Below are 15,873 nucleotides of genomic sequence, written 5' to 3'. Positions count from 1 at the left end.
CCCGGGCGGGAATCCGTCCGCAGCCACCAGAGGGAGAACGCGGGAGCCATGGCGAACGGGACAACTCGGAAAAAGGGGTCGGCGGTGAAGGCGGCCCGCGGTTCCGTGGTGAGCAAGAAGGGCACGCCGTGGGGCACGATCATCGCCGTCGTGGCCATCGTCGCCCTGCTCGGCGCCGTGATCACGTACTACATGGTGAAGTCCGCGCCGAAGCGCGAGCAGGCCGACCGCGAGGCCGCCGCCGCCTCGTTCGCGCCGTCCGCGCAGGACCCGGACCCCTCCAAGCGCATCCCGGGCGTGGTGACGGCCACCTACACCGGCAGCGTGCACGTGCTCCCGACCGAGCGCGTCGCCTACGACAAGACCCCGCCGTTCGGCGGCCCGCACGACCAGACCTGGGCCACCTGCACCGGCGTGGTGTACCCGACCGCCGTCCGCACCGAGAACATGGTGCACGCGCTCGAGCACGGCGCCGTCTGGATCGCCTACAACCCGCAGCAGATCTCGGGTGACGCGCTCAACCAGCTGAGCGTGCGCGCCAAGGACAAGCCGTTCACGATGATGTCGCCCTACCCCGGCCTCGACAAGCCGATCTCGCTGCAGTCGTGGGGTCACCAGCTCAAGGTGGACAAGCCCGACGACGCGCGGATCGACGAGTTCATCGCCGCCCTGCGGAGCAACCCGAACGGCGTCTACCCCGAGGTCGGCGCGTCCTGCGACGCGGTTCCCGGCCAGTTCGACCCGGACAACCCGCCGCCGTTCGACGCGTCGAAGCCGGGCCCCGACGCGAAGCCGATGGACTACAAGGGCAGCACCGCCGCGCAGGGCGAGCAGGGCATGCCGTCCGCTCCGGCCTCCTCCGCCCCGGCGTCGTCCCCCGCCTCCTCCACGCCGACCAAATGACCGACGAAGCCGACCTCGGCACCGAAGAGGTCACCGAGCAGCCGACCTGGTCGCGCTGGGTGATCATCGGCGGGACGCTGCTCGCGGTCCTGCTGATCGGCGCGACGGCGGGGATGTTCCTCACCCGCGCCGTCGACGAGCCGTCGGCGGCCACGCCGGCCGCCGGCTCGGTCGAGGTCGGCTTCGCCCAGGACATGTCGACGCACCACCTCCAGGCGGTGACGATGGCGGGCATCGCCCGTGACCGCACCACCGACCCGGAGATCAAGCAGCTTTCGTTCGACATCGAGCGCACGCAGCTCGAGCAGGTCGGCCGCATGAAGGGCTGGCTCATGCTGTGGGACCAGCCCGAGCAGGCGATCGGCGCGCCGATGAAGTGGATGACGGAACCGATGGCGGGCCACGACGGGATGTCGATGGCCCCGTCCTCGGTCAACCCCGCGGGCGGTGCGCTGATGCCGGGCATGGCGACGGACACGGATCTGAAGAAGCTGCGCTCGCTGTCCGGACGCGAGTTCGACGTCTACTTCCTGCAGCTGATGCTCCGCCACCACCAGGGCGGCACGTCGATGGCCCAGTACGCGGCGGCGCATTCGACCCTGCCGGCGTTGAAGGCCCTGGTGAACAGCATCCTGACGTCGCAGGGCGCGGAGATGGACCAGATCAAGCTGATGCTCGCGGGCCGGGGCGCCCAGCCGCTGCCCGCTTGATCACGGCCTCACCGCACCACATCGTCGTCGCTTGAGCGAGTCAGGGCTTTCTTCTCCGGCCCGTGGCGCATGGGCGCCCTGTGGGGCGGCCCGGCCAACGTCCGGATCCACTGCGCTGCTGATCGCGACGGCCTGTCGCTACCAGGACAGCTCCTGGCAGCGGCGGGCGCACTGCGGCGCCTCCACCTGCAGCGTCGCGTGCTCGATCGCGTACCGCGAAGCCAGCAGGTCCTGCGCCTCGGTCAACACGTCCGACTGCTGCGCGGGCGGCGCCAGCGTCAGGTGCGCCGAAGCCACCTCCATGCCCGACGTCAGCGTCCACACGTGCAGGTCGTGCACGTCCGCCACGCCGGGCAGCGCGGACAGCTCCGCGTTGATCGCGCCGACGTCGACGCCCCGCGGCGCGTGCTGGAAGAGGATCCGCAGCGCGCGCCGGGCCAGCGTCCACGTGCGGGGCAGCACGAACAGGCCGATCGCGACACCGATGATCGGGTCGGCGTAGCGCCACCCCGTCAGCAGCGTCAGCGCGCCGCTGACCAGCACGCCGACCGAGCCGATCAGGTCGGCCAGCACCTCGAGGTAGGCGCCGCGGACGTTGAGGCTCTCCTTCGACCCCGACCGCAGCACGGCGAACGACACGACGTTGGCCAGCAGGCCCGCGGAAGCGGCCAGCAGCACCGGCAGGCCGGGCACCGCGGGCGGGTCGCTGATCCGGCCGACCGCCTCGACGAGGACGTACCCGGCGACGCCGAACAGCAGCACCGCGTTGGCCAGCGCGGCCAGCACTTCCGCGCGGTAGAGCCCGAAGGTGCGGCTGACCGTGGGGCCCGTGCGCCGCGCCAGGACGATCGCGGTCAGCGCCATGCCGACCCCGAGGACGTCGGTGAACATGTGCGCCGCGTCGGAGATCAGGGCCAGCGAGCCGGTCGTGAAGCCGACGATGAACTCGAGCACCATGAAGCCGGCGCCGATACCCAGGGCAATGGTCAGGCTCCGCACGTGCCGTCCGGACGCGCTCGCCGGCGCGATCGACTGCCCGTGCCCGTGGCCGTGTCCCATTCCGCCTCCGTTCCCGGTTCACTTCGGGCCAAACATATAGTCGGATGCGCATATATGCAACAGAGGTTAGGCTAAGTCAACCCCCGCAAGCTACTCCGCGGGCTCGCGGCGACCAATCCTCCAGGCGGGGCTTCCCAGCGGGCGGACCCGTCACGCTTCGGCGTCGACCATCCGCTGCAGCAGGTCACGCAGCTTGACGCGGTCGTCCGGATCGAGCGCCGCGAGCGGTTCGGCCGCGAAGCCCAGCGACCGCCGGAAGTTCCGCGCCAGCACGGCACCCGCCGGCGTGGCCACGATGTTCTTGATCCGCCGGTCGCGCTCGTCGGGCCGGCGCTCGACCAGGCCGCGCGCCTCGAGCCGGTCGATGATCCCCGTCACGTTCGAGCGCTCCGAGTTCAGCTTCTCGGCGATGCGGTGCATCGGCAGCGGCTCCCCGAGCGCGCCGAGCACCTTGGCCTGCACCGTCGTCAGCCCCTGCGCCGCCGCCGCGGACTCGTAGGAGCCGACGAACCGGTCGACGATCCGCGCGAGCAGGGCCACGACGTCGTCGGTGATCGGGTCAGCGCTCATCCCGCGAGTGTAGGCCGATAGTTGACTGCATGAACCATCCATGCCTATAGTCATTTTAGTTCACTGCATTAATCATCATTCCCCTGAATCACATCGAGGTTCGAGATGAGCAACGACCGCGTCGCCCTGATCACCGGCACGTCCACCGGGATCGGCCTCGCCACGGCGGTCCGGGCGGCCCGCGCGGGCTTCCGGACGGTCGCCACGCTGCGCGATCCCACCCGCGCCGACCGGCTGCGCGAAGCCGGCGTCGAGTTGGACATCCGCCCGCTGGACGTCACCGACGCCGCGTCCGTGCGCACGGCGCTCGAGGGCGTCCTCGCCGACTACGGCCGGCTCGACGTGCTGGTCAACAATGCCGGCGCGGGCCACGTCGGCACGCTCGAACAGGAGCCGGTCTCCGCGGTGCGCGCGACCATGGAGGTCAACTTCTTCGGCGTCGTCGAGACGACGAAGGCCGCGATGCCGGCGTTGCGCGCGAGCGGCGGCCGCGTGATCACGGTGACCAGCATCGGCGGCGCGGTCGGCCAGCCGTTCAACGAGGCCTACTGCGCGGCGAAGTTCGCCGTCGAAGGCATGATGGAGTCCCTCGCGCCGGTCGCCGCGGCCCAGGGCGTCACGGTGTGCGTCGTCGAGCCGGGCGCGGTCGCGACGGAGTTCGTGAACAACATCGGCGTCGACGAGCGGCTCTTCACCGAAGCCGGGCCGTACGCGGAGTCGCTGCAGAAGTACATCGCGAACGTGACGAAGTCGTTCGAGGGCGCCCAGACGGCCGACGAGGTCGCCGAGGTGATCGTGGGCGCGATGACGGCGGACGCGCCGGCGTTCCGCATCCAGACGTCGAAGCAGGCCGAGGAGTTCGTCGGGCTCAAGTTCGCCGACCGCGACGGCTCGGCCGTCCAGCGCCTGACGACCGGCTGGCTCGCCTAACGCACCAGCCGGAAGAAGCCGCGGACCTGCTCCACGAACAGCTCGGGCTGCTCCAGCGCGGCGAAGTGCCCGCCGACGGGCAGCTCCTCGAACCACCGCAGGTCGGTGTAGCGCTGCTCGGCCTGCCGCCGCGACGGCCGCACGATCTCCTTGGGGAACACCGAAACCCCGGCCGGCACGTCCACTGTGGACAGGTCACGGTCGTTGTTCTCCCAGTACATCCGCGCCGACGACGCCGCCGTCGCGGTGAACCAGTAGGCGGAGATGTCGTCGAGGATCTTCTGCCGGTCGACGGCGTCCTCCGGGTGGCCCTTGTTGTCGGTCCAGGCCCAGAACTTCTCGACGATCCAGGCGGCCTGCCCGGCGGGCGAGTCGGTGAGGCCGTAGCCGAGCGTCTGCGGGCGGGTGCTCTGCTGCGCGGAGTAGCCGGCCCCGGTCCGCCGGAACTCTTCGAGGTCGGCGAGGGCCCGCCGTTCCGCGGGCGTCGGATCGTCCTGGTCCATCCGCACGGGCGCGAAGTTGACGTGCACTCCGGCGACCCGCCCGGACCGCACGAGCGCGTTGGAGATGGCCGCACCCCAGTCGCCGCCCTGGGCGCCGTAACGGTCGTAGCCGAGCTCTTGCATGAGCAGGTCGAACAGCTCCGCGACCCGCGAAATCTTCAGCGCGGGCTTGTCGCTCCACCCGAACCCGGGCAGCGACGGAGCGACGACGTGGAAGGCATCGGCGGGATCGCCACCGTACTTCGCGGGATCCGTGAGCGGCCCAAGCACATCCAGGAACTCGAGAACGGACCCGGGCCACCCATGGGTCAGCACGAGCGGCAACGCACCGGCCTCCGGCGACCGCAGGTGCACGAAGTGCAACCCGACACCATCGACCTCGGCCCGGAACTGCGGGAAGGCGTTGAGCCGGGCGGCGAACCCGAAGTCGTACTCCTCACCCCAGTCCCGGCAGAGTTCACGCACGTAGGAGAGCGGCACGCCCTGCGACCAGTCCCCGACCGTCTCGGCCTCCGGCCACCGAGTCCGCCGAAGCCGCTCCCGTAGATCGGCGACATCGGCCTCATCGAGAGACACCTGGAACGGCTTGACCATCTCGGCTCCTTCAGGTGGGCTTCCCACGCTAGCGACGTCCCGGCGAGTGGATCAACTTTCATTCCGCTGACCAGCGGATCCTCTACAGGGGCCACCTGCCCGCAGGGGGTCCGGATGATGCGCTAAGCTTCTGGAGTCGCCCAGCGATGGGCCCTCGTAGCTCAGGGGATAGAGCACTGCCCTCCGGAGGCAGGTGTCGCAGGTTCGAATCCTGCCGAGGGCACCCGAGATGCCCGAGGTGTGTCCGCGGAAAGCGCGGACCTTGCCTCGGGTTCTGTGTTTTCTGGGGCCGGGCCCCCAGGCCTCCGCCGGGGGCGCGCCCCCGGACCCCCTGTCTGGTTGGGTCGGGCTGTTAATCACGGTTTCGGTGGGGCGCCGTGCCAGCGCCAACCTGTCTGCTTCGGCCTGCCTGGGACCTCCGCGCGGTCCATTGCCCACAGCAACGCCGTCCACGGGTCCAGGTCCGAGACGTCGCCTACGTGGGGGAACAGCCTTGACACCGTTCGGGCGCAAACCTCTCGGGGCGGGTCCAGTGCCAGGCCCAGGCCGCGGGCCACGTCCTCGCCGTGTACCAACACCTCTGCGCAGCCCATTGCCGCGAAACCGGCCGGGTCCGCGGTGCCCGTCGGGTGGAATGCTCGCGACTCCGGTGGCGCCGCACGGACCACCGCCGCGAGGATTGCGCCGCCCGCCAACGCGAACTCCAGCGCGTCGGCCGACGATGCGTCCTTCTCCAGGGCCGCCAGGAAAGGCACGAACCCGCTCGGACGGCGTGAGACGAGCTGCGCCGCGTACGACAGCAAGCAGTCGCCGATGTGCTCCGCCGTGTGCCACGCGTCCAGCTCGCCCGTGCCCGCCACCGTCGTCCAGTCGTTCGCAGCGGCCGGGCGCAGGCCTTCGGCGAGGCAGGTGACGGCCGCGTCGAGGTCGTCGGCGGAAATCGCGGTCATGAGCGCGACCCTAGCCCCTGCTCCGGTAACTGCCCGGCGCGACACCGAACTGGCGCTTGAACGCGTGCGAGAACGCGAAAGGCGAGCCATAACCCACCTTCGACGCGATCGACGGCAGCGGCAGATCCGTGTCCTGCAACAGTCGCGCGGCCGTGGCCAGGCGCCACCACGTCAAGTACGCCATCGGCGGGTGGCCGGTCAACGCGGCGAACCGGCGGGCGAGCGTCGCGCGGGACAGGCCCACCCGGGACGCCAGATCCTCGATCCGCCACGGTGCCCCGGGATTCGCGTGCAGGGCCTCCAGCGCCGCCGCGATCGAAGGGTCGCGCAGGGCCTGGGGCCAGCCCGCGCCCGGGTTTCCCGCCAGCCACGCGCGGATCAGGTAGACCAGCAACAGATCCAGCAGGCCCGCGACGACCGTGGCCGAGCCCGGCCGAGGGGCACTCACCTCCGCGCCGAGCAGGTCGATCGCCGCGCGGAGCTCGGGCTCGCCGCCGATCCGGGCGGGAATGTGCACCACCTCCGGCAGGCTCGCCAGCACCGGGTGGCGGCGCGCGTGGGACAGGCGGTACTTGCCGCACAGGAACTCCGTGCGGCCGTCCGGCTCCGCCACCGCCGACTCGAACGGCACCGCCCCGGACGCGTCCGGGCGCGACGACAACGTGTGCTCGCTGCCGTGCGGGACCAGGACCACGTCGCCCGCCCCCAGCGGGACCGGCTCGCCCGCGGAAGGGACCAGCCAGCCACTGCCGCGCAGCAGCACGTGGAAGCCCGCGCCCTCGTACGACGCGAAGCGGTAGCACCACTCGTCGCCGGCGCGCAGCCGGTTCGACGTCGGCTGCCCGATCCGCACGGCGGTGATCGCGTCACTCAGCAGGTCCACACCTCGACTATAAGACGTTCGCGCATCAGAATGAGCGATTCAGGCATTGGAAAGCTCAAGAAAGAGCCGCAGAGTGGAGGCATGCACATCGGTGACGTCGAAGTCGTGAAGGTCCTCGAGTGGCAGGGCGAGATCGCCCCCGCGCGGACCATCGTCCCCAGCCCGCCCGAACTCTGGCAGGACAACGCCCACTGGCTCGCGCCCGACCACTGGAACCCCGAAACCGGTGGCTACCGCGGCACGGTCCAGACCTGGGTGCTGCGCAGCGAAGGCCGGGTCGTCCTCGTCGACACCGGCGTCGGCAACGACCGGCACCGCCCGCAGATCCCGCTGTTCGACCACCTGGCGACGAACTTCCTCGACCGGCTCGCCGCCGCCGGTGTCCGGCCCGAAGACGTCGACGTCGTCGTCAACACCCACATCCACTACGACCATGTCGGCTGGAACACCTTGCGGCGCAACGGCGAATGGGTTCCGGCCTTCCCCAACGCCACCTACCTCATCCCCCGCGCCGACCAGGTGTACTTCGACCCGCGCAACGCCCACCGCCGCCCCTCCCCGCGCACCGAGCACGAACGACTGCGCCGCGAAGGCAGCCTGCTCGTCTACGCCGACAGCATCGCCCCCGTGCTCGGCAAGGCCGTGCTGTGGGAGGGAAACCACCGGATCGACCGCAACCTGACCCTCGAGCCCGCGCCCGGCCACACCCCCGGCTCGTCCGTCGTCCGATTGGCCTCCGGCGGAGACCGCGCCGTGTTCGTCGGCGACCTGCTGCACAGCCCGGTCCAGGTCCTCGAACCCCGGCACAGCAGCTGTTTCTGCGAAGACGAACGGCAAGCCGCCGTCACCCGGCGCCGCGTCCTCGAACGCGCCGCGGACCGGCACGAGCTCGTCGTCCCCGCGCACTTCGGCGGTCCGGGCGCCGTCGAAGTGCGCCGCGACGGCAGCCGGTTCGCCATCCACCGCTGGGCGGGCGACGCTCAGAAGTCCCGCAGCAGCGCCTCGAAAGCGCCGTCCACAGCGGATCCCAGCGCCTGAGGATCGTCGCCCGCCGTCGCGCGGCCCGCGCGGAAGCACGCCAGGGCCACGTGCGCCGCGAGCGCCGCTTCCGGCGCAGCCATCCCCCGCTGGGCCAGGCGGCCGGTCATCGCCTCCGTCAGGTTCAGCAGCTTCCGCTCGCTCCGGTCGTGCAGCTCTTCGTTGTCCGCCACCAGTTTTTCGTGCAGCCGGTACCGGTGCCCGTCCGCCGTCACCGTCGCGCACATCATCGCGACCAGCTCCCTGGCCTCTTCCAGCGCCTCGCGGACCGTCGGGGGCCGCGCCGACGACGCCGGCGCGGCGAGCAGGGCGGCCAGCAGGTTCCGCTCGTCGACGAACAGCACTTCTTGCTTGTCGCCGAAGTAGCGGAAGAACGTCGTGCGGCCCACTTCCGCGCGCTCGGCGATCTCCGTCACCGTCACGTCCGCGAAGCCACGCTCGGCGAACAGCGCGTACGCCGCGTCGACGATCGCTTCCTGGGCGCGGCGCTTCTTGCGCTCGCGCAGCGGCACCTGCTCGGTCATGGCCGCATCCTAGCGGCGTCGAACCAGATCCCGTATGGTACCGAGTACCACTTGGGATCGAGTTCAAGGAGGAGCTGTGAAGACCCTGCTGATGACCGGGGCGAGCCGGGGGCTGGGACGCGCTGCCGCCGAGAAGATCCTCCGGGAGCGACCCGGCGTCCACCTCGTGGTCACCGCGCGCGGTGGCGCGCTCGCCGGCGAACTGGCCCGCAGCACGGGGAATCCGAACGTGACGGCGCTGGCGTGCGACCTCGCGTCGATGACGTCCATCCGGGCCGCCGCCGCGGAGCTGGCCGGACTGCCGCCGTTGGACGGCTTCGTCGGCAACGCCGGCCTGCAGATGACCAGCCGCGCCCACGCCACCGAAGACGGCTTCGAGCCGACCTTCGCGGTGAACGTCCTCGCCAACTACCTCCTCCTGCGCCTGCTGTGGGCCCGGTTCGCCGCACCGGCCCGGATCGTGCTCGTCGGCAGCGACACCCACTTCGGCGACTTCAGGCACACCCTGGGCATGGTGCCCGCGCCGCGCTGGGAGCCCACCGCCGAGCTCGCCCGCCCCCGCCCGGACGCCCGCACCGCCACCGACGGCCGCCGGGCCTACTCGACGAGCAAGCTCGCCCTGATCCACCTCGTGCACGCGCTGGCCAGGCGGCTCCCGGACGGCGTCGACGTCTACACGTTCAACCCCGGCTACGTGCCCGGGACCGGGCTCGTCCGCGACGCGGGCCCGGTCGTCCGGTTCGCGTCCCGCACGCTGATGCCCGCCCTCACGGCGACGCCGCTCGCCATGTCCGCCACCGCGGCGGGCGGGCTGCTCGCCGACGCCGTCCTCGGCCCGCGGCCCGCCGGGAGCGGGGCGTACATCGACCGGCGGAAGGTGACGCCGTCGTCGCCGGCGTCCTACGACCACGACCGCGAAGAAGATCTCTGGCGCGACTTGGCCGGGCTCTGCGCCCTGGATCCTGTCGAAAGGCTGTGAACCGGACGGATCCGGCACTGCCGGGCTCCTCCGCGCGTTGTCGAAGTGACAGGGACGGAGGAACCCATGGGTGTACTAGGGACACTGCTCGGCTTCGCACTGAGCCTGTACCTGCTCGTGCTGATCGCGCGGATGGTGCTGGACTGGGTCGGGATGCTGGCGGACAGCCCGCCGTGGGCGCGGCGGGCCCGGAGCCTGGCCTACTCGGCCACCGAGCCGGTCATCGGGCCGGTGCGGCGGGTCGTGCGGCCGGTGCGGATCGGCGGGATCTCGCTCGACCTCGCCTTCACGCTGGTCTTCATCGGCGTGATCGTGCTGCGGGGGATCGTCTTCGCGCTCTAGGCACTGCCGCGGAAGCTCGCGGAGAGGCGGTCGATGCCGCGCTCCAGCTCGGTGCGGACCCCGCGCAGGTCGACGCCGTCGGGGTCGATCAGCGCCTGCATCGAGATCCCGCGCAGCTGCGCCAGCAGCGCCGACGCGTACGCATCCGCGTCGCGGACGCCGGTGATGGACCCGTCCGCGACGCCGCTGGCCAGGGTCTGGGCGATGGCGAACCGGAACCGGCGGTCGGCCTCGGTCAGCGCGCCGCGCAGGGCCGAGTACTCGGCCGCCGCGTCGCCCCAGCACGCCAGGAAGGCCTGGTTGAGTGTCGGCATCGTGCGGATCAGCTCGAAGATGATGTCGAGCAGCGCGCGCAGCATGTCCATCGGCGTCGCGGTGGCGGCGCCGGTCCGGGCCGCGACGGCCTCGCTGTAGGCGTTGGTGAACTCCTCGACGGCGTACTCGACCAGCCGCTGCCCGAGCCCGTCCTTGTCGCCGAAGTGCTGGAAGACGACGGACCGCGCGTAGCCGGACCGGGCGCAGACGGCCCCGATCTTCAGCCGCCCGAACCCCTCCTCGGCGACGAGGTGCGCGGCGGCGTTCAGGATGCGCGCCTCGACGGCGGCGTCCTCGCCGTCCTGCGGGATCCGGCCTGCGGCGGAGCGGTCCACGGGCGTCATGCTAGCCACTCGAACCGGACACCACCGGCCGAACGGTCAGCGGATCGTGCGAGAACCGTCAGCGCGGCGGAGCAGCTTGGGGGCATCAGCACCGACCCGAGAGGAACCTCCCATGACCGCCAAGACCGTGCTCGTGTCCGGGGCCAGCATCGCCGGCCCGTCCGCGGCCTACTGGCTGCGCCGCCACGGCTACCGCGTGACCGTCGTCGAGACCGCGCCCGCCCTGCGGCCCGGTGGGCAGGCCGTCGACTTCCGGGGTGAGCAGGTGAAGCTCCTGCGGGCCATGGGCATCCTCGACGACGTCAGGCGGTGCGAGACCGCGATGGGCGACCAGACCGTGCTCGGCCTCGACGCGCGGCCCCAGCTGACCGTGCCCGGCGCCGCCTGGAGCGGGGAGGTCGAGATCCTGCGGGGCGACCTCGCGCGGATCCTGTACGAGCACACCAAGGACCACACCGAGTACGTCTTCGGCGACCGCGTCACGAGCCTGACCGAGACCGCCGACGGCGTCGACGTGACCTTCCGCCACGGTGCGCCGCGCCGGTTCGACCTCGTCGTCGGGGCCGACGGCGTGCACTCCGGGGTGCGGGCCGCCGCCTTCGGTCCCGAGGCGGACTTCCGGCGCGACCTCGGGTTCGGGATCGCCGGGTTCACCGCGCCCAACCACCTCGGCCTCGACCACACCAGCGTGATGTACAACGAGCCCGGCCGCGGCCTGACCGTGGGCAGTCACCGGCTGCCGGACCGGCTGCACGTCGGGCTGGTCTTCGCCGCCGACGGCGTCGAGTTCCGCCGCCGCACCCCGGACGAGCAGCGCGCCCTGGTCGCCCGGCTCTTCGCGGACACCGGCTGGGAAACGCCGAAACTCCTCGAAGCGCTGCCGGCGGCGGACGACCTGTACGTCGACTCGATCAGCCAGATCCACCTCGACCGCTGGTCGAAGGGCCGGGTCGTGCTGCTCGGTGACGCCGCCTGGTGCGCCGGGCCGGGCGGGTCCGGCACCGGCCTCGCCATGATGGGCGCCCAGGTGCTGGCCGGCGAGCTCGCGGCGGCCGGCGGCGACCACGTGACGGCGTTCGCGAAGTACGAGGAGCGCCTCCGCAAGCCGGCCACGGTCGGGCAGAAGAACGGCAAGGGTTCCGGCAACTTCCTCGCCCCGCGCACCGCCGCGAAGATCCGCAGCCGCAACCGCGCCTACCGGATGCTGAGCACGCGGCTGTTCGGCAAGGTGTTCACCTGGATGACCGATCGCGCGGCCAACGCGCTGGAATACCGTGAGTACCCTGAGCTCACCTCCGCGTGAATCGACGATCTTCGTCTCTTCGGGGGACTCGGCTGGCGACCCGGCGTGGCGTACGTCACTCTTGACGCCATGTCAATACGCCGGGCCGCCGATGCCCCGGTCAGGACGGCGCTCGTCGGCCTGACCGTGCTGGCCCTGGGCGTGCTCACGGCGCTCAACGCGCGCTCCCTGCCCGTGATCGGCGACGGCACGACCTACTCCGCGGAGTTCAGCGAAGCGGCCGGCCTGTTCGAAGGCAACGACGTTCGCATCGCCGGCGTCGAGGTCGGCCGCGTCTCGGACGTCGAGCTGCGCGGCGACCGCGTGCGGGTTTCCTTCCGGGTCAAGGGCGCGTGGCTGGGTGACGCGACCGGCGCGGCGATCCGGCTGAAGACCGTGCTCGGCCAGAAGTACCTCGCGCTCGACCCGCGGGGCGACGGGACGCTCGATCCCGGGCAGCCGATCCCGCGCTCGCGCACCAGCGTTCCCTACGACATCCTCGCGGCGTTCGGGGAGCTGTCGTCCACTGTGGACAGGATCGACACCACGCAGCTGGCGAAGAGCTTCGACACGCTGTCGGCGACGCTGGCGAACACGCCGCAGAGCGTCCGCGCCGCGCTCACCGGGTTGTCGCGGCTGTCGGACACGCTCGCCACGCGGGACCACCAGCTCGGCACCCTGCTGGGCAACACGCGCGTCGTTTCGCAGACGCTCGTCGACCGCGACACCGCCGTGCAGCGGCTCCTGGCCGACGGGAACCAGCTGCTCGCCGAAGTGAGCAACCGCGAACAGGCGATCGGCTCCCTGCTCGACGGCTCGCGGCAGCTCGCCACCGAGCTGTCCGGGCTGATCAGCGACAACGACACCCAGGTCGGCCCGCTGCTCACCCAGCTCGACCAGCTGACGTCGATGCTGCAGCGCAACCAGGACGCGCTCGCCGCCGGCATCCGGGGGTTCGCGCCGCTGGTCCGGCTCGGCACCGACCTCTCCGGGAACGGCCGGTGGATCGACGGCTACCTGTGCGGGCTCATCCTGCCGTCGTTCGGCCCGCTGAACGAAGAGGGCTGCCACGGCTGAGCCCGCGTGGCATGCTGGCGCCGTGCGATACCTGCTCCTGCTGTGCGGTGACGAAAGCGCCGCGGAGGCGTCCGGCCCGGAGATGGCTCGGCGCTGCCACGAATGGGCCGCCGAGGCCGAACGGCGCGGCGTCCGGCAGGGCGGCACGGGCCTGCACCCGCCGGCCGAGGCGAAGACGATCCGGGTGCGCGACGGCGAAGTCCTGCTGACCGACGGCCCCTTCGCCGAGACCAAGGAGCAGATCGGCGGCTACAACGTCCTGGAGTGCCCGGACCGCGAGACGGCGGTCGAGGTCGCTTCGCGGCACCCGTGGGCCGAGGTCGGCACGCTGGAACTGCGCGAAATCCTCGACGGACCGCCTACGGCTTCGTGATCTTCACCGTCACCTGGTTGTCGTTGTAGGTGTAGGCGACGTAGTCGAACTCGACGCCGGTGCGCTCGACGTACTCCGTCCAGGCGCGGTACTCGTGCCGCTTCCAGCCGGGGAAGTTGAAGAACTCGTCGAAGTGCACGATGCTGCCCGCGCGCAGCCGCGGCCCGCACTGGTCGAGCACGGTCTTGGCCGAGCTGTAGAGGTCGCCGTCGACGTGCAGGAAGTCGACGTGCCCGGGGTGCTGCTCCAGGAACCCGGGGAGGCTGTCGGCGAACAGGCCGACGACCAGCTCGGCGCCGGGGACGTCCGGCAGGTCGTCGCGGGCGAAGGCGCCGGCGGGCATGCCGTTGAGCCACGCTTCGGGCAGCCCGTCGAAGGAGTCGAAGCCGTAGACCTCCCGGCCGCCCCGGGCGCCGGCGATCGCTCGCAGCGTGTTGCCGGACGCGACACCGAACTCCAGCGCCATCCCTCCTTGCGGTGCCAGCGAAAGCGCGTACTCGAGCGTCTCCTTCGGCGTGCCGAAGTGCCGGGCGCCGACCAGATTCTCGCGAGCGAAGACGTTGCTCTCCAGCGCGGCGTCCTGGTCGCCGGCGTAGACGATGTCGCGTCGGCTGCGGATCTCGAACTCCACCACCCGATCGAGGACCCGGTCACCCTGGCTGACGATCTCCGCGCGGAGCTCGTCAGCCATCCGGTTCAGCTGATCGGTGTACGGGTCGTGCACTTTCGAGGCCAGCCGGAACAGGACCCTACCCAGCGTCCGCCTCAGGGTTTTCGTTACGGGTGAACGGTTTTCCGTACGGTTCATCCCGGGACGGTACCTGACGGGGCCGGACGACCCGCGCACTCCCCTGCGCGGCGGCACAGAGCGTGGTCTCGCCGTCACCATCCACTGTGTACACCTCGCACCGGCAGGTGGCGCGCAACCGGCTCGCCTGCACCACGACGGCGCGGGCCCGGAGCGTGACGCCGGTGGCCGGGCGGAGGTAGTCGATCGTGAAGCCGGCGGTGAGCAGCGCGGCTCCGAGCACGGTGCCGGCGGCGAAGGTGAGCGCGTTGTCGGCGGCGTAGGCCAGTACGCCGCCGTGGACGAACCCGTTCTGCTGCTGGAGTTCGTCGCGGATGTCCAGCTCCAGGGTGGCCGCGCCGGCACCGAACTCGGTCAGCCGGGCGCCCAGCAGACGGCTGAACGGCTGGCTCGCCAGGCCCGCGCGGGCGGCTTCGAAGTCCGGCATGCATCCTCACTTCACTAGTGAAGTGAGGATGGCGCCACTCGGCCCGAGCTGTCAAGATCGGGGGCGTGCCCGAACCCGACCAGCGCCTGTTCTTCCTGCTCCAGCAGGCCGCCCACCGGCTGCGCGTGGCGGCCGACCGCCGCTGCCTGGCCGCGGCCGGCATCACGACGGCCCAGCTCGGGGCGCTCTTCGCCGTCCGCGAAGGCGGCTTGACCCAGCGCGAGCTCGCGGCCCGGCTCGGCCAGCGCGAATCCGCGGTGACGGCGATGGTGACGCGGCTGGCCGACGCGGGCCTGGTCGGCAGGAGCGCCCATCCGCACGAGCACCGCGCGGTGGTCCTGGAGCTGACCGCGGCAGGCGAAGAGGCGCTGGACCGGGTGGCCCCGGAGATCGAAGAGTTCAACGCCCAGCTGCACGCCGTCCTGGGCGAGGAGGGGTTCCGTCAGGCCGCCGAGGCCGTCGGGAAGCTCGCGGCCTGGCCCGGGCCGTGAGGGAAACCGTGGTCCGGCCCCGTTTCCCGCTCACGCCACGATGAGCCGGAAGCCCGCGTCCCACTCCGGCAGGTCCAGCAGCTCCGCGTGCTCCTCGTGCCAGCGGCCCGACTCCAGGTCGGCCCGCAGCCGGGCCATCCCCCGCTCGACCGCGGCGGGCGACGTCTGCGCGAGCGCCGAGCACGACCGCCGCACCGCCGGGTCGAGATAGGCCTCCGGCCGGCGCCAGTGAGCCGGGAACACGCCGTCCGTGAAGTCCCACGGCACCGGCAGCTCGACCACCGAAGACGCGCCCAGGAAAGCCGCGATCTCCGGTGCCGAAGGACGCGACCGCTCAAGTGACGCCACCTCCGGCACGTACTCCCGCACGAGCCAGAAGTCGTTGTGCAGCGCGGTGTCGTAGGCCAGGACCACCTGGCGGCGCGCGACCCGGCGCAGCTCGGCGAGACCCCGTCGCCAGTCCCGCCAGTGGTGCACGGTCAACACCGCCGACGCGGCGTCGAACGTGCCCCCGGCGAACGGCAGCGCCTCGGCGACCGCGCGCACCACCGGGGCGGCGTCGGGACGCCGTTGCCGGATCATCTCCGCCGACGGCTCCACCGCGACGACGCGCCGGGACGGCGGCTCGTACGACCCCGTCCCGGAGCCGACGTCGAGCACGGAAGCAGCCGGGCCCAGCGCGTCGAGCACCGGCGCGAGCCACCGCGGGTCGGTCCGCCTCCCCAGCGCGTAACCGACGCCGATCTCGTCGTAGTGAGTCACTGCCGGGTC

20 protein-coding genes and 1 tRNA gene are annotated in these 15,873 nt (G+C 71.6%); 11 read left to right on the top strand and 10 right to left on the bottom strand.

Annotation, left to right across the window (positions count from 1 at the left end):
* Window positions 1–84 precede the first annotated feature (84 nt).
* On the top strand, window positions 85–903 hold the full coding sequence (locus tag QRX60_RS20455) for a DUF3105 domain-containing protein (protein ID WP_286002359.1): 819 nt from the start codon (window positions 85–87) through the stop codon (window positions 901–903).
* Window positions 900–1,613: a DUF305 domain-containing protein gene (locus QRX60_RS20450; RefSeq protein WP_286002358.1), complete on the top strand. Its 714-nt coding sequence runs from the start codon at window positions 900–902 to the stop codon at window positions 1,611–1,613. Before QRX60_RS20455 ends, QRX60_RS20450 begins: the two co-directional genes overlap by 4 nt.
* 138 nt (window positions 1,614–1,751) lie before the next feature.
* On the opposite strand, the gene QRX60_RS20445 is transcribed toward QRX60_RS20450, so the two are convergent.
* A complete protein-coding gene (locus QRX60_RS20445) occupies window positions 1,752–2,672 on the bottom strand; it encodes a cation diffusion facilitator family transporter (protein WP_286002357.1) in 921 nt (306 codons plus the stop codon).
* Window positions 2,673–2,822: 150 nt separating this feature from the next.
* Complete coding sequence (locus tag QRX60_RS20440) at window positions 2,823–3,242, bottom strand: MarR family winged helix-turn-helix transcriptional regulator (RefSeq protein ID WP_286002356.1); 420 nt, start codon at window positions 3,240–3,242, stop codon at window positions 2,823–2,825.
* A 105-nt stretch (window positions 3,243–3,347) separates the two neighbouring features.
* Here QRX60_RS20440 and QRX60_RS20435 point away from each other — a divergent pair, with 105 nt between their 5' ends.
* Window positions 3,348–4,172: an SDR family oxidoreductase gene (locus QRX60_RS20435; protein ID WP_286002355.1), complete on the top strand. Its 825-nt coding sequence runs from the start codon at window positions 3,348–3,350 to the stop codon at window positions 4,170–4,172.
* Here the strand turns inward: QRX60_RS20435 and QRX60_RS20430 are convergent.
* The gene (locus QRX60_RS20430; RefSeq protein ID WP_286002354.1) at window positions 4,169–5,269 is read right to left on the bottom strand and encodes an epoxide hydrolase family protein; all 1,101 of its coding nucleotides are present in this window, start codon (window positions 5,267–5,269) and stop codon (window positions 4,169–4,171) included. The genes QRX60_RS20435 and QRX60_RS20430 overlap by 4 nt on opposite strands.
* 150 nt (window positions 5,270–5,419) lie before the next feature.
* Between QRX60_RS20430 and QRX60_RS20425 the strand changes: the two genes are divergently transcribed.
* Window positions 5,420–5,492, top strand: a tRNA-Arg gene (locus QRX60_RS20425).
* Between the two features lie 133 nt (window positions 5,493–5,625).
* Here the strand turns inward: QRX60_RS20425 and QRX60_RS20420 are convergent.
* Together QRX60_RS20420 and QRX60_RS20415 are read right to left on the bottom strand one after the other, a co-directional pair.
* Window positions 5,626–6,219: a hypothetical protein gene (locus tag QRX60_RS20420; RefSeq protein WP_286002353.1), complete on the bottom strand. Its 594-nt coding sequence runs from the start codon at window positions 6,217–6,219 to the stop codon at window positions 5,626–5,628.
* Between the two features lie 10 nt (window positions 6,220–6,229).
* Window positions 6,230–7,102, bottom strand: a complete 873-nt coding sequence (locus QRX60_RS20415; protein ID WP_286002352.1) for an AraC family transcriptional regulator — start codon at window positions 7,100–7,102, stop codon at window positions 6,230–6,232.
* Between the two features lie 81 nt (window positions 7,103–7,183).
* Between QRX60_RS20415 and QRX60_RS20410 the strand changes: the two genes are divergently transcribed.
* Window positions 7,184–8,140 carry an MBL fold metallo-hydrolase gene (locus QRX60_RS20410; protein WP_286002351.1) on the top strand — a complete coding sequence of 319 codons (957 nt, stop codon included), beginning with the start codon at window positions 7,184–7,186 and terminating at the stop codon, window positions 8,138–8,140.
* On the opposite strand, the gene QRX60_RS20405 is transcribed toward QRX60_RS20410, so the two are convergent.
* Entirely contained in the window at window positions 8,083–8,664 is a 582-nt protein-coding gene (locus QRX60_RS20405) for a TetR/AcrR family transcriptional regulator (protein ID WP_286002350.1), read from the bottom strand. The genes QRX60_RS20410 and QRX60_RS20405 overlap by 58 nt on opposite strands.
* Before the next feature lie 76 nt (window positions 8,665–8,740).
* Between QRX60_RS20405 and QRX60_RS20400 the strand changes: the two genes are divergently transcribed.
* Window positions 8,741–9,643: an SDR family NAD(P)-dependent oxidoreductase gene (locus QRX60_RS20400; RefSeq protein WP_286002349.1), complete on the top strand. Its 903-nt coding sequence runs from the start codon at window positions 8,741–8,743 to the stop codon at window positions 9,641–9,643.
* A gap of 66 nt (window positions 9,644–9,709) precedes the next feature.
* A complete protein-coding gene (locus QRX60_RS20395) occupies window positions 9,710–9,985 on the top strand; it encodes a YggT family protein (RefSeq protein WP_286002348.1) in 276 nt (91 codons plus the stop codon).
* On the opposite strand, the gene QRX60_RS20390 is transcribed toward QRX60_RS20395, so the two are convergent.
* Window positions 9,982–10,644: a TetR/AcrR family transcriptional regulator gene (locus QRX60_RS20390; protein ID WP_286002347.1), complete on the bottom strand. Its 663-nt coding sequence runs from the start codon at window positions 10,642–10,644 to the stop codon at window positions 9,982–9,984. The two genes, QRX60_RS20395 and QRX60_RS20390, sit on opposite strands and share 4 nt — an antisense overlap.
* A gap of 112 nt (window positions 10,645–10,756) precedes the next feature.
* Between QRX60_RS20390 and QRX60_RS20385 the strand changes: the two genes are divergently transcribed.
* The 3 genes from QRX60_RS20385 to QRX60_RS20375 all read left to right on the top strand — a co-directional run bounded on the left by QRX60_RS20385 (window position 10,757) and on the right by QRX60_RS20375 (window position 13,376).
* The gene (locus QRX60_RS20385) at window positions 10,757–11,947 is read left to right on the top strand and encodes an FAD-dependent monooxygenase (RefSeq protein ID WP_286002346.1); all 1,191 of its coding nucleotides are present in this window, start codon (window positions 10,757–10,759) and stop codon (window positions 11,945–11,947) included.
* A 69-nt stretch (window positions 11,948–12,016) separates the two neighbouring features.
* Entirely contained in the window at window positions 12,017–13,003 is a 987-nt protein-coding gene (locus QRX60_RS20380; protein WP_286002345.1) for an MCE family protein, read from the top strand.
* A gap of 22 nt (window positions 13,004–13,025) precedes the next feature.
* Window positions 13,026–13,376, top strand: a complete 351-nt coding sequence (locus QRX60_RS20375) for a YciI family protein (RefSeq protein ID WP_286002344.1) — start codon at window positions 13,026–13,028, stop codon at window positions 13,374–13,376.
* On the opposite strand, the gene QRX60_RS20370 is transcribed toward QRX60_RS20375, so the two are convergent.
* Both QRX60_RS20370 and QRX60_RS20365 read right to left on the bottom strand, forming a co-directional pair.
* Window positions 13,363–14,076 (bottom strand): class I SAM-dependent methyltransferase, encoded by a 714-nt coding sequence (locus QRX60_RS20370; protein WP_408630274.1) that lies wholly within the window; start codon window positions 14,074–14,076, stop codon window positions 13,363–13,365. The genes QRX60_RS20375 and QRX60_RS20370 overlap by 14 nt on opposite strands.
* A gap of 49 nt (window positions 14,077–14,125) precedes the next feature.
* Window positions 14,126–14,611, bottom strand: a complete 486-nt coding sequence (locus tag QRX60_RS20365) for a PaaI family thioesterase (protein WP_286002342.1) — start codon at window positions 14,609–14,611, stop codon at window positions 14,126–14,128.
* A gap of 65 nt (window positions 14,612–14,676) precedes the next feature.
* Between QRX60_RS20365 and QRX60_RS20360 the strand changes: the two genes are divergently transcribed.
* Window positions 14,677–15,102: a MarR family winged helix-turn-helix transcriptional regulator gene (locus tag QRX60_RS20360; RefSeq protein WP_286002341.1), complete on the top strand. Its 426-nt coding sequence runs from the start codon at window positions 14,677–14,679 to the stop codon at window positions 15,100–15,102.
* Window positions 15,103–15,132: 30 nt separating this feature from the next.
* On the opposite strand, the gene QRX60_RS20355 is transcribed toward QRX60_RS20360, so the two are convergent.
* A complete protein-coding gene (locus tag QRX60_RS20355; protein WP_286002340.1) occupies window positions 15,133–15,864 on the bottom strand; it encodes a class I SAM-dependent methyltransferase in 732 nt (243 codons plus the stop codon).
* Window positions 15,865–15,873: the final 9 nt, after the last annotated feature.

The organism is Amycolatopsis mongoliensis (assembly GCF_030285665.1).
GTDB classification, from domain to species: domain Bacteria; phylum Actinomycetota; class Actinomycetes; order Mycobacteriales; family Pseudonocardiaceae; genus Amycolatopsis; species Amycolatopsis mongoliensis.
This window is presented reverse-complemented; position numbering and strand designations above follow the sequence as displayed.

Excerpts from the sequence above, each read along its gene's own strand:
- QRX60_RS20420 (WP_286002353.1), bottom strand. The coding sequence starts at position 6,219 with ATGACCGCGATTTCCGCCGACGACCTCGACGCGGCCGTCACCTGCCTC.
- QRX60_RS20440 (WP_286002356.1), bottom strand. The coding sequence starts at position 3,242 with ATGAGCGCTGACCCGATCACCGACGACGTCGTGGCCCTGCTCGCGCGG.
- QRX60_RS20365 (WP_286002342.1), bottom strand. The coding sequence starts at position 14,611 with ATGCCGGACTTCGAAGCCGCCCGCGCGGGCCTGGCGAGCCAGCCGTTC.
- QRX60_RS20410 (WP_286002351.1), top strand. The coding sequence starts at position 7,184 with ATGCACATCGGTGACGTCGAAGTCGTGAAGGTCCTCGAGTGGCAGGGC.
- QRX60_RS20395 (WP_286002348.1), top strand. The coding sequence starts at position 9,710 with ATGGGTGTACTAGGGACACTGCTCGGCTTCGCACTGAGCCTGTACCTG.
- QRX60_RS20430 (WP_286002354.1), bottom strand. The coding sequence starts at position 5,269 with ATGGTCAAGCCGTTCCAGGTGTCTCTCGATGAGGCCGATGTCGCCGAT.
- QRX60_RS20405 (WP_286002350.1), bottom strand. The coding sequence starts at position 8,664 with ATGACCGAGCAGGTGCCGCTGCGCGAGCGCAAGAAGCGCCGCGCCCAG.
- QRX60_RS20445 (WP_286002357.1), bottom strand. The coding sequence starts at position 2,672 with ATGGGACACGGCCACGGGCACGGGCAGTCGATCGCGCCGGCGAGCGCG.
- QRX60_RS20390 (WP_286002347.1), bottom strand. The coding sequence starts at position 10,644 with ATGACGCCCGTGGACCGCTCCGCCGCAGGCCGGATCCCGCAGGACGGC.
- QRX60_RS20435 (WP_286002355.1), top strand. The coding sequence starts at position 3,348 with ATGAGCAACGACCGCGTCGCCCTGATCACCGGCACGTCCACCGGGATC.
- QRX60_RS20385 (WP_286002346.1), top strand. The coding sequence starts at position 10,757 with ATGACCGCCAAGACCGTGCTCGTGTCCGGGGCCAGCATCGCCGGCCCG.
- QRX60_RS20380 (WP_286002345.1), top strand. The coding sequence starts at position 12,017 with ATGTCAATACGCCGGGCCGCCGATGCCCCGGTCAGGACGGCGCTCGTC.
- QRX60_RS20450 (WP_286002358.1), top strand. The coding sequence starts at position 900 with ATGACCGACGAAGCCGACCTCGGCACCGAAGAGGTCACCGAGCAGCCG.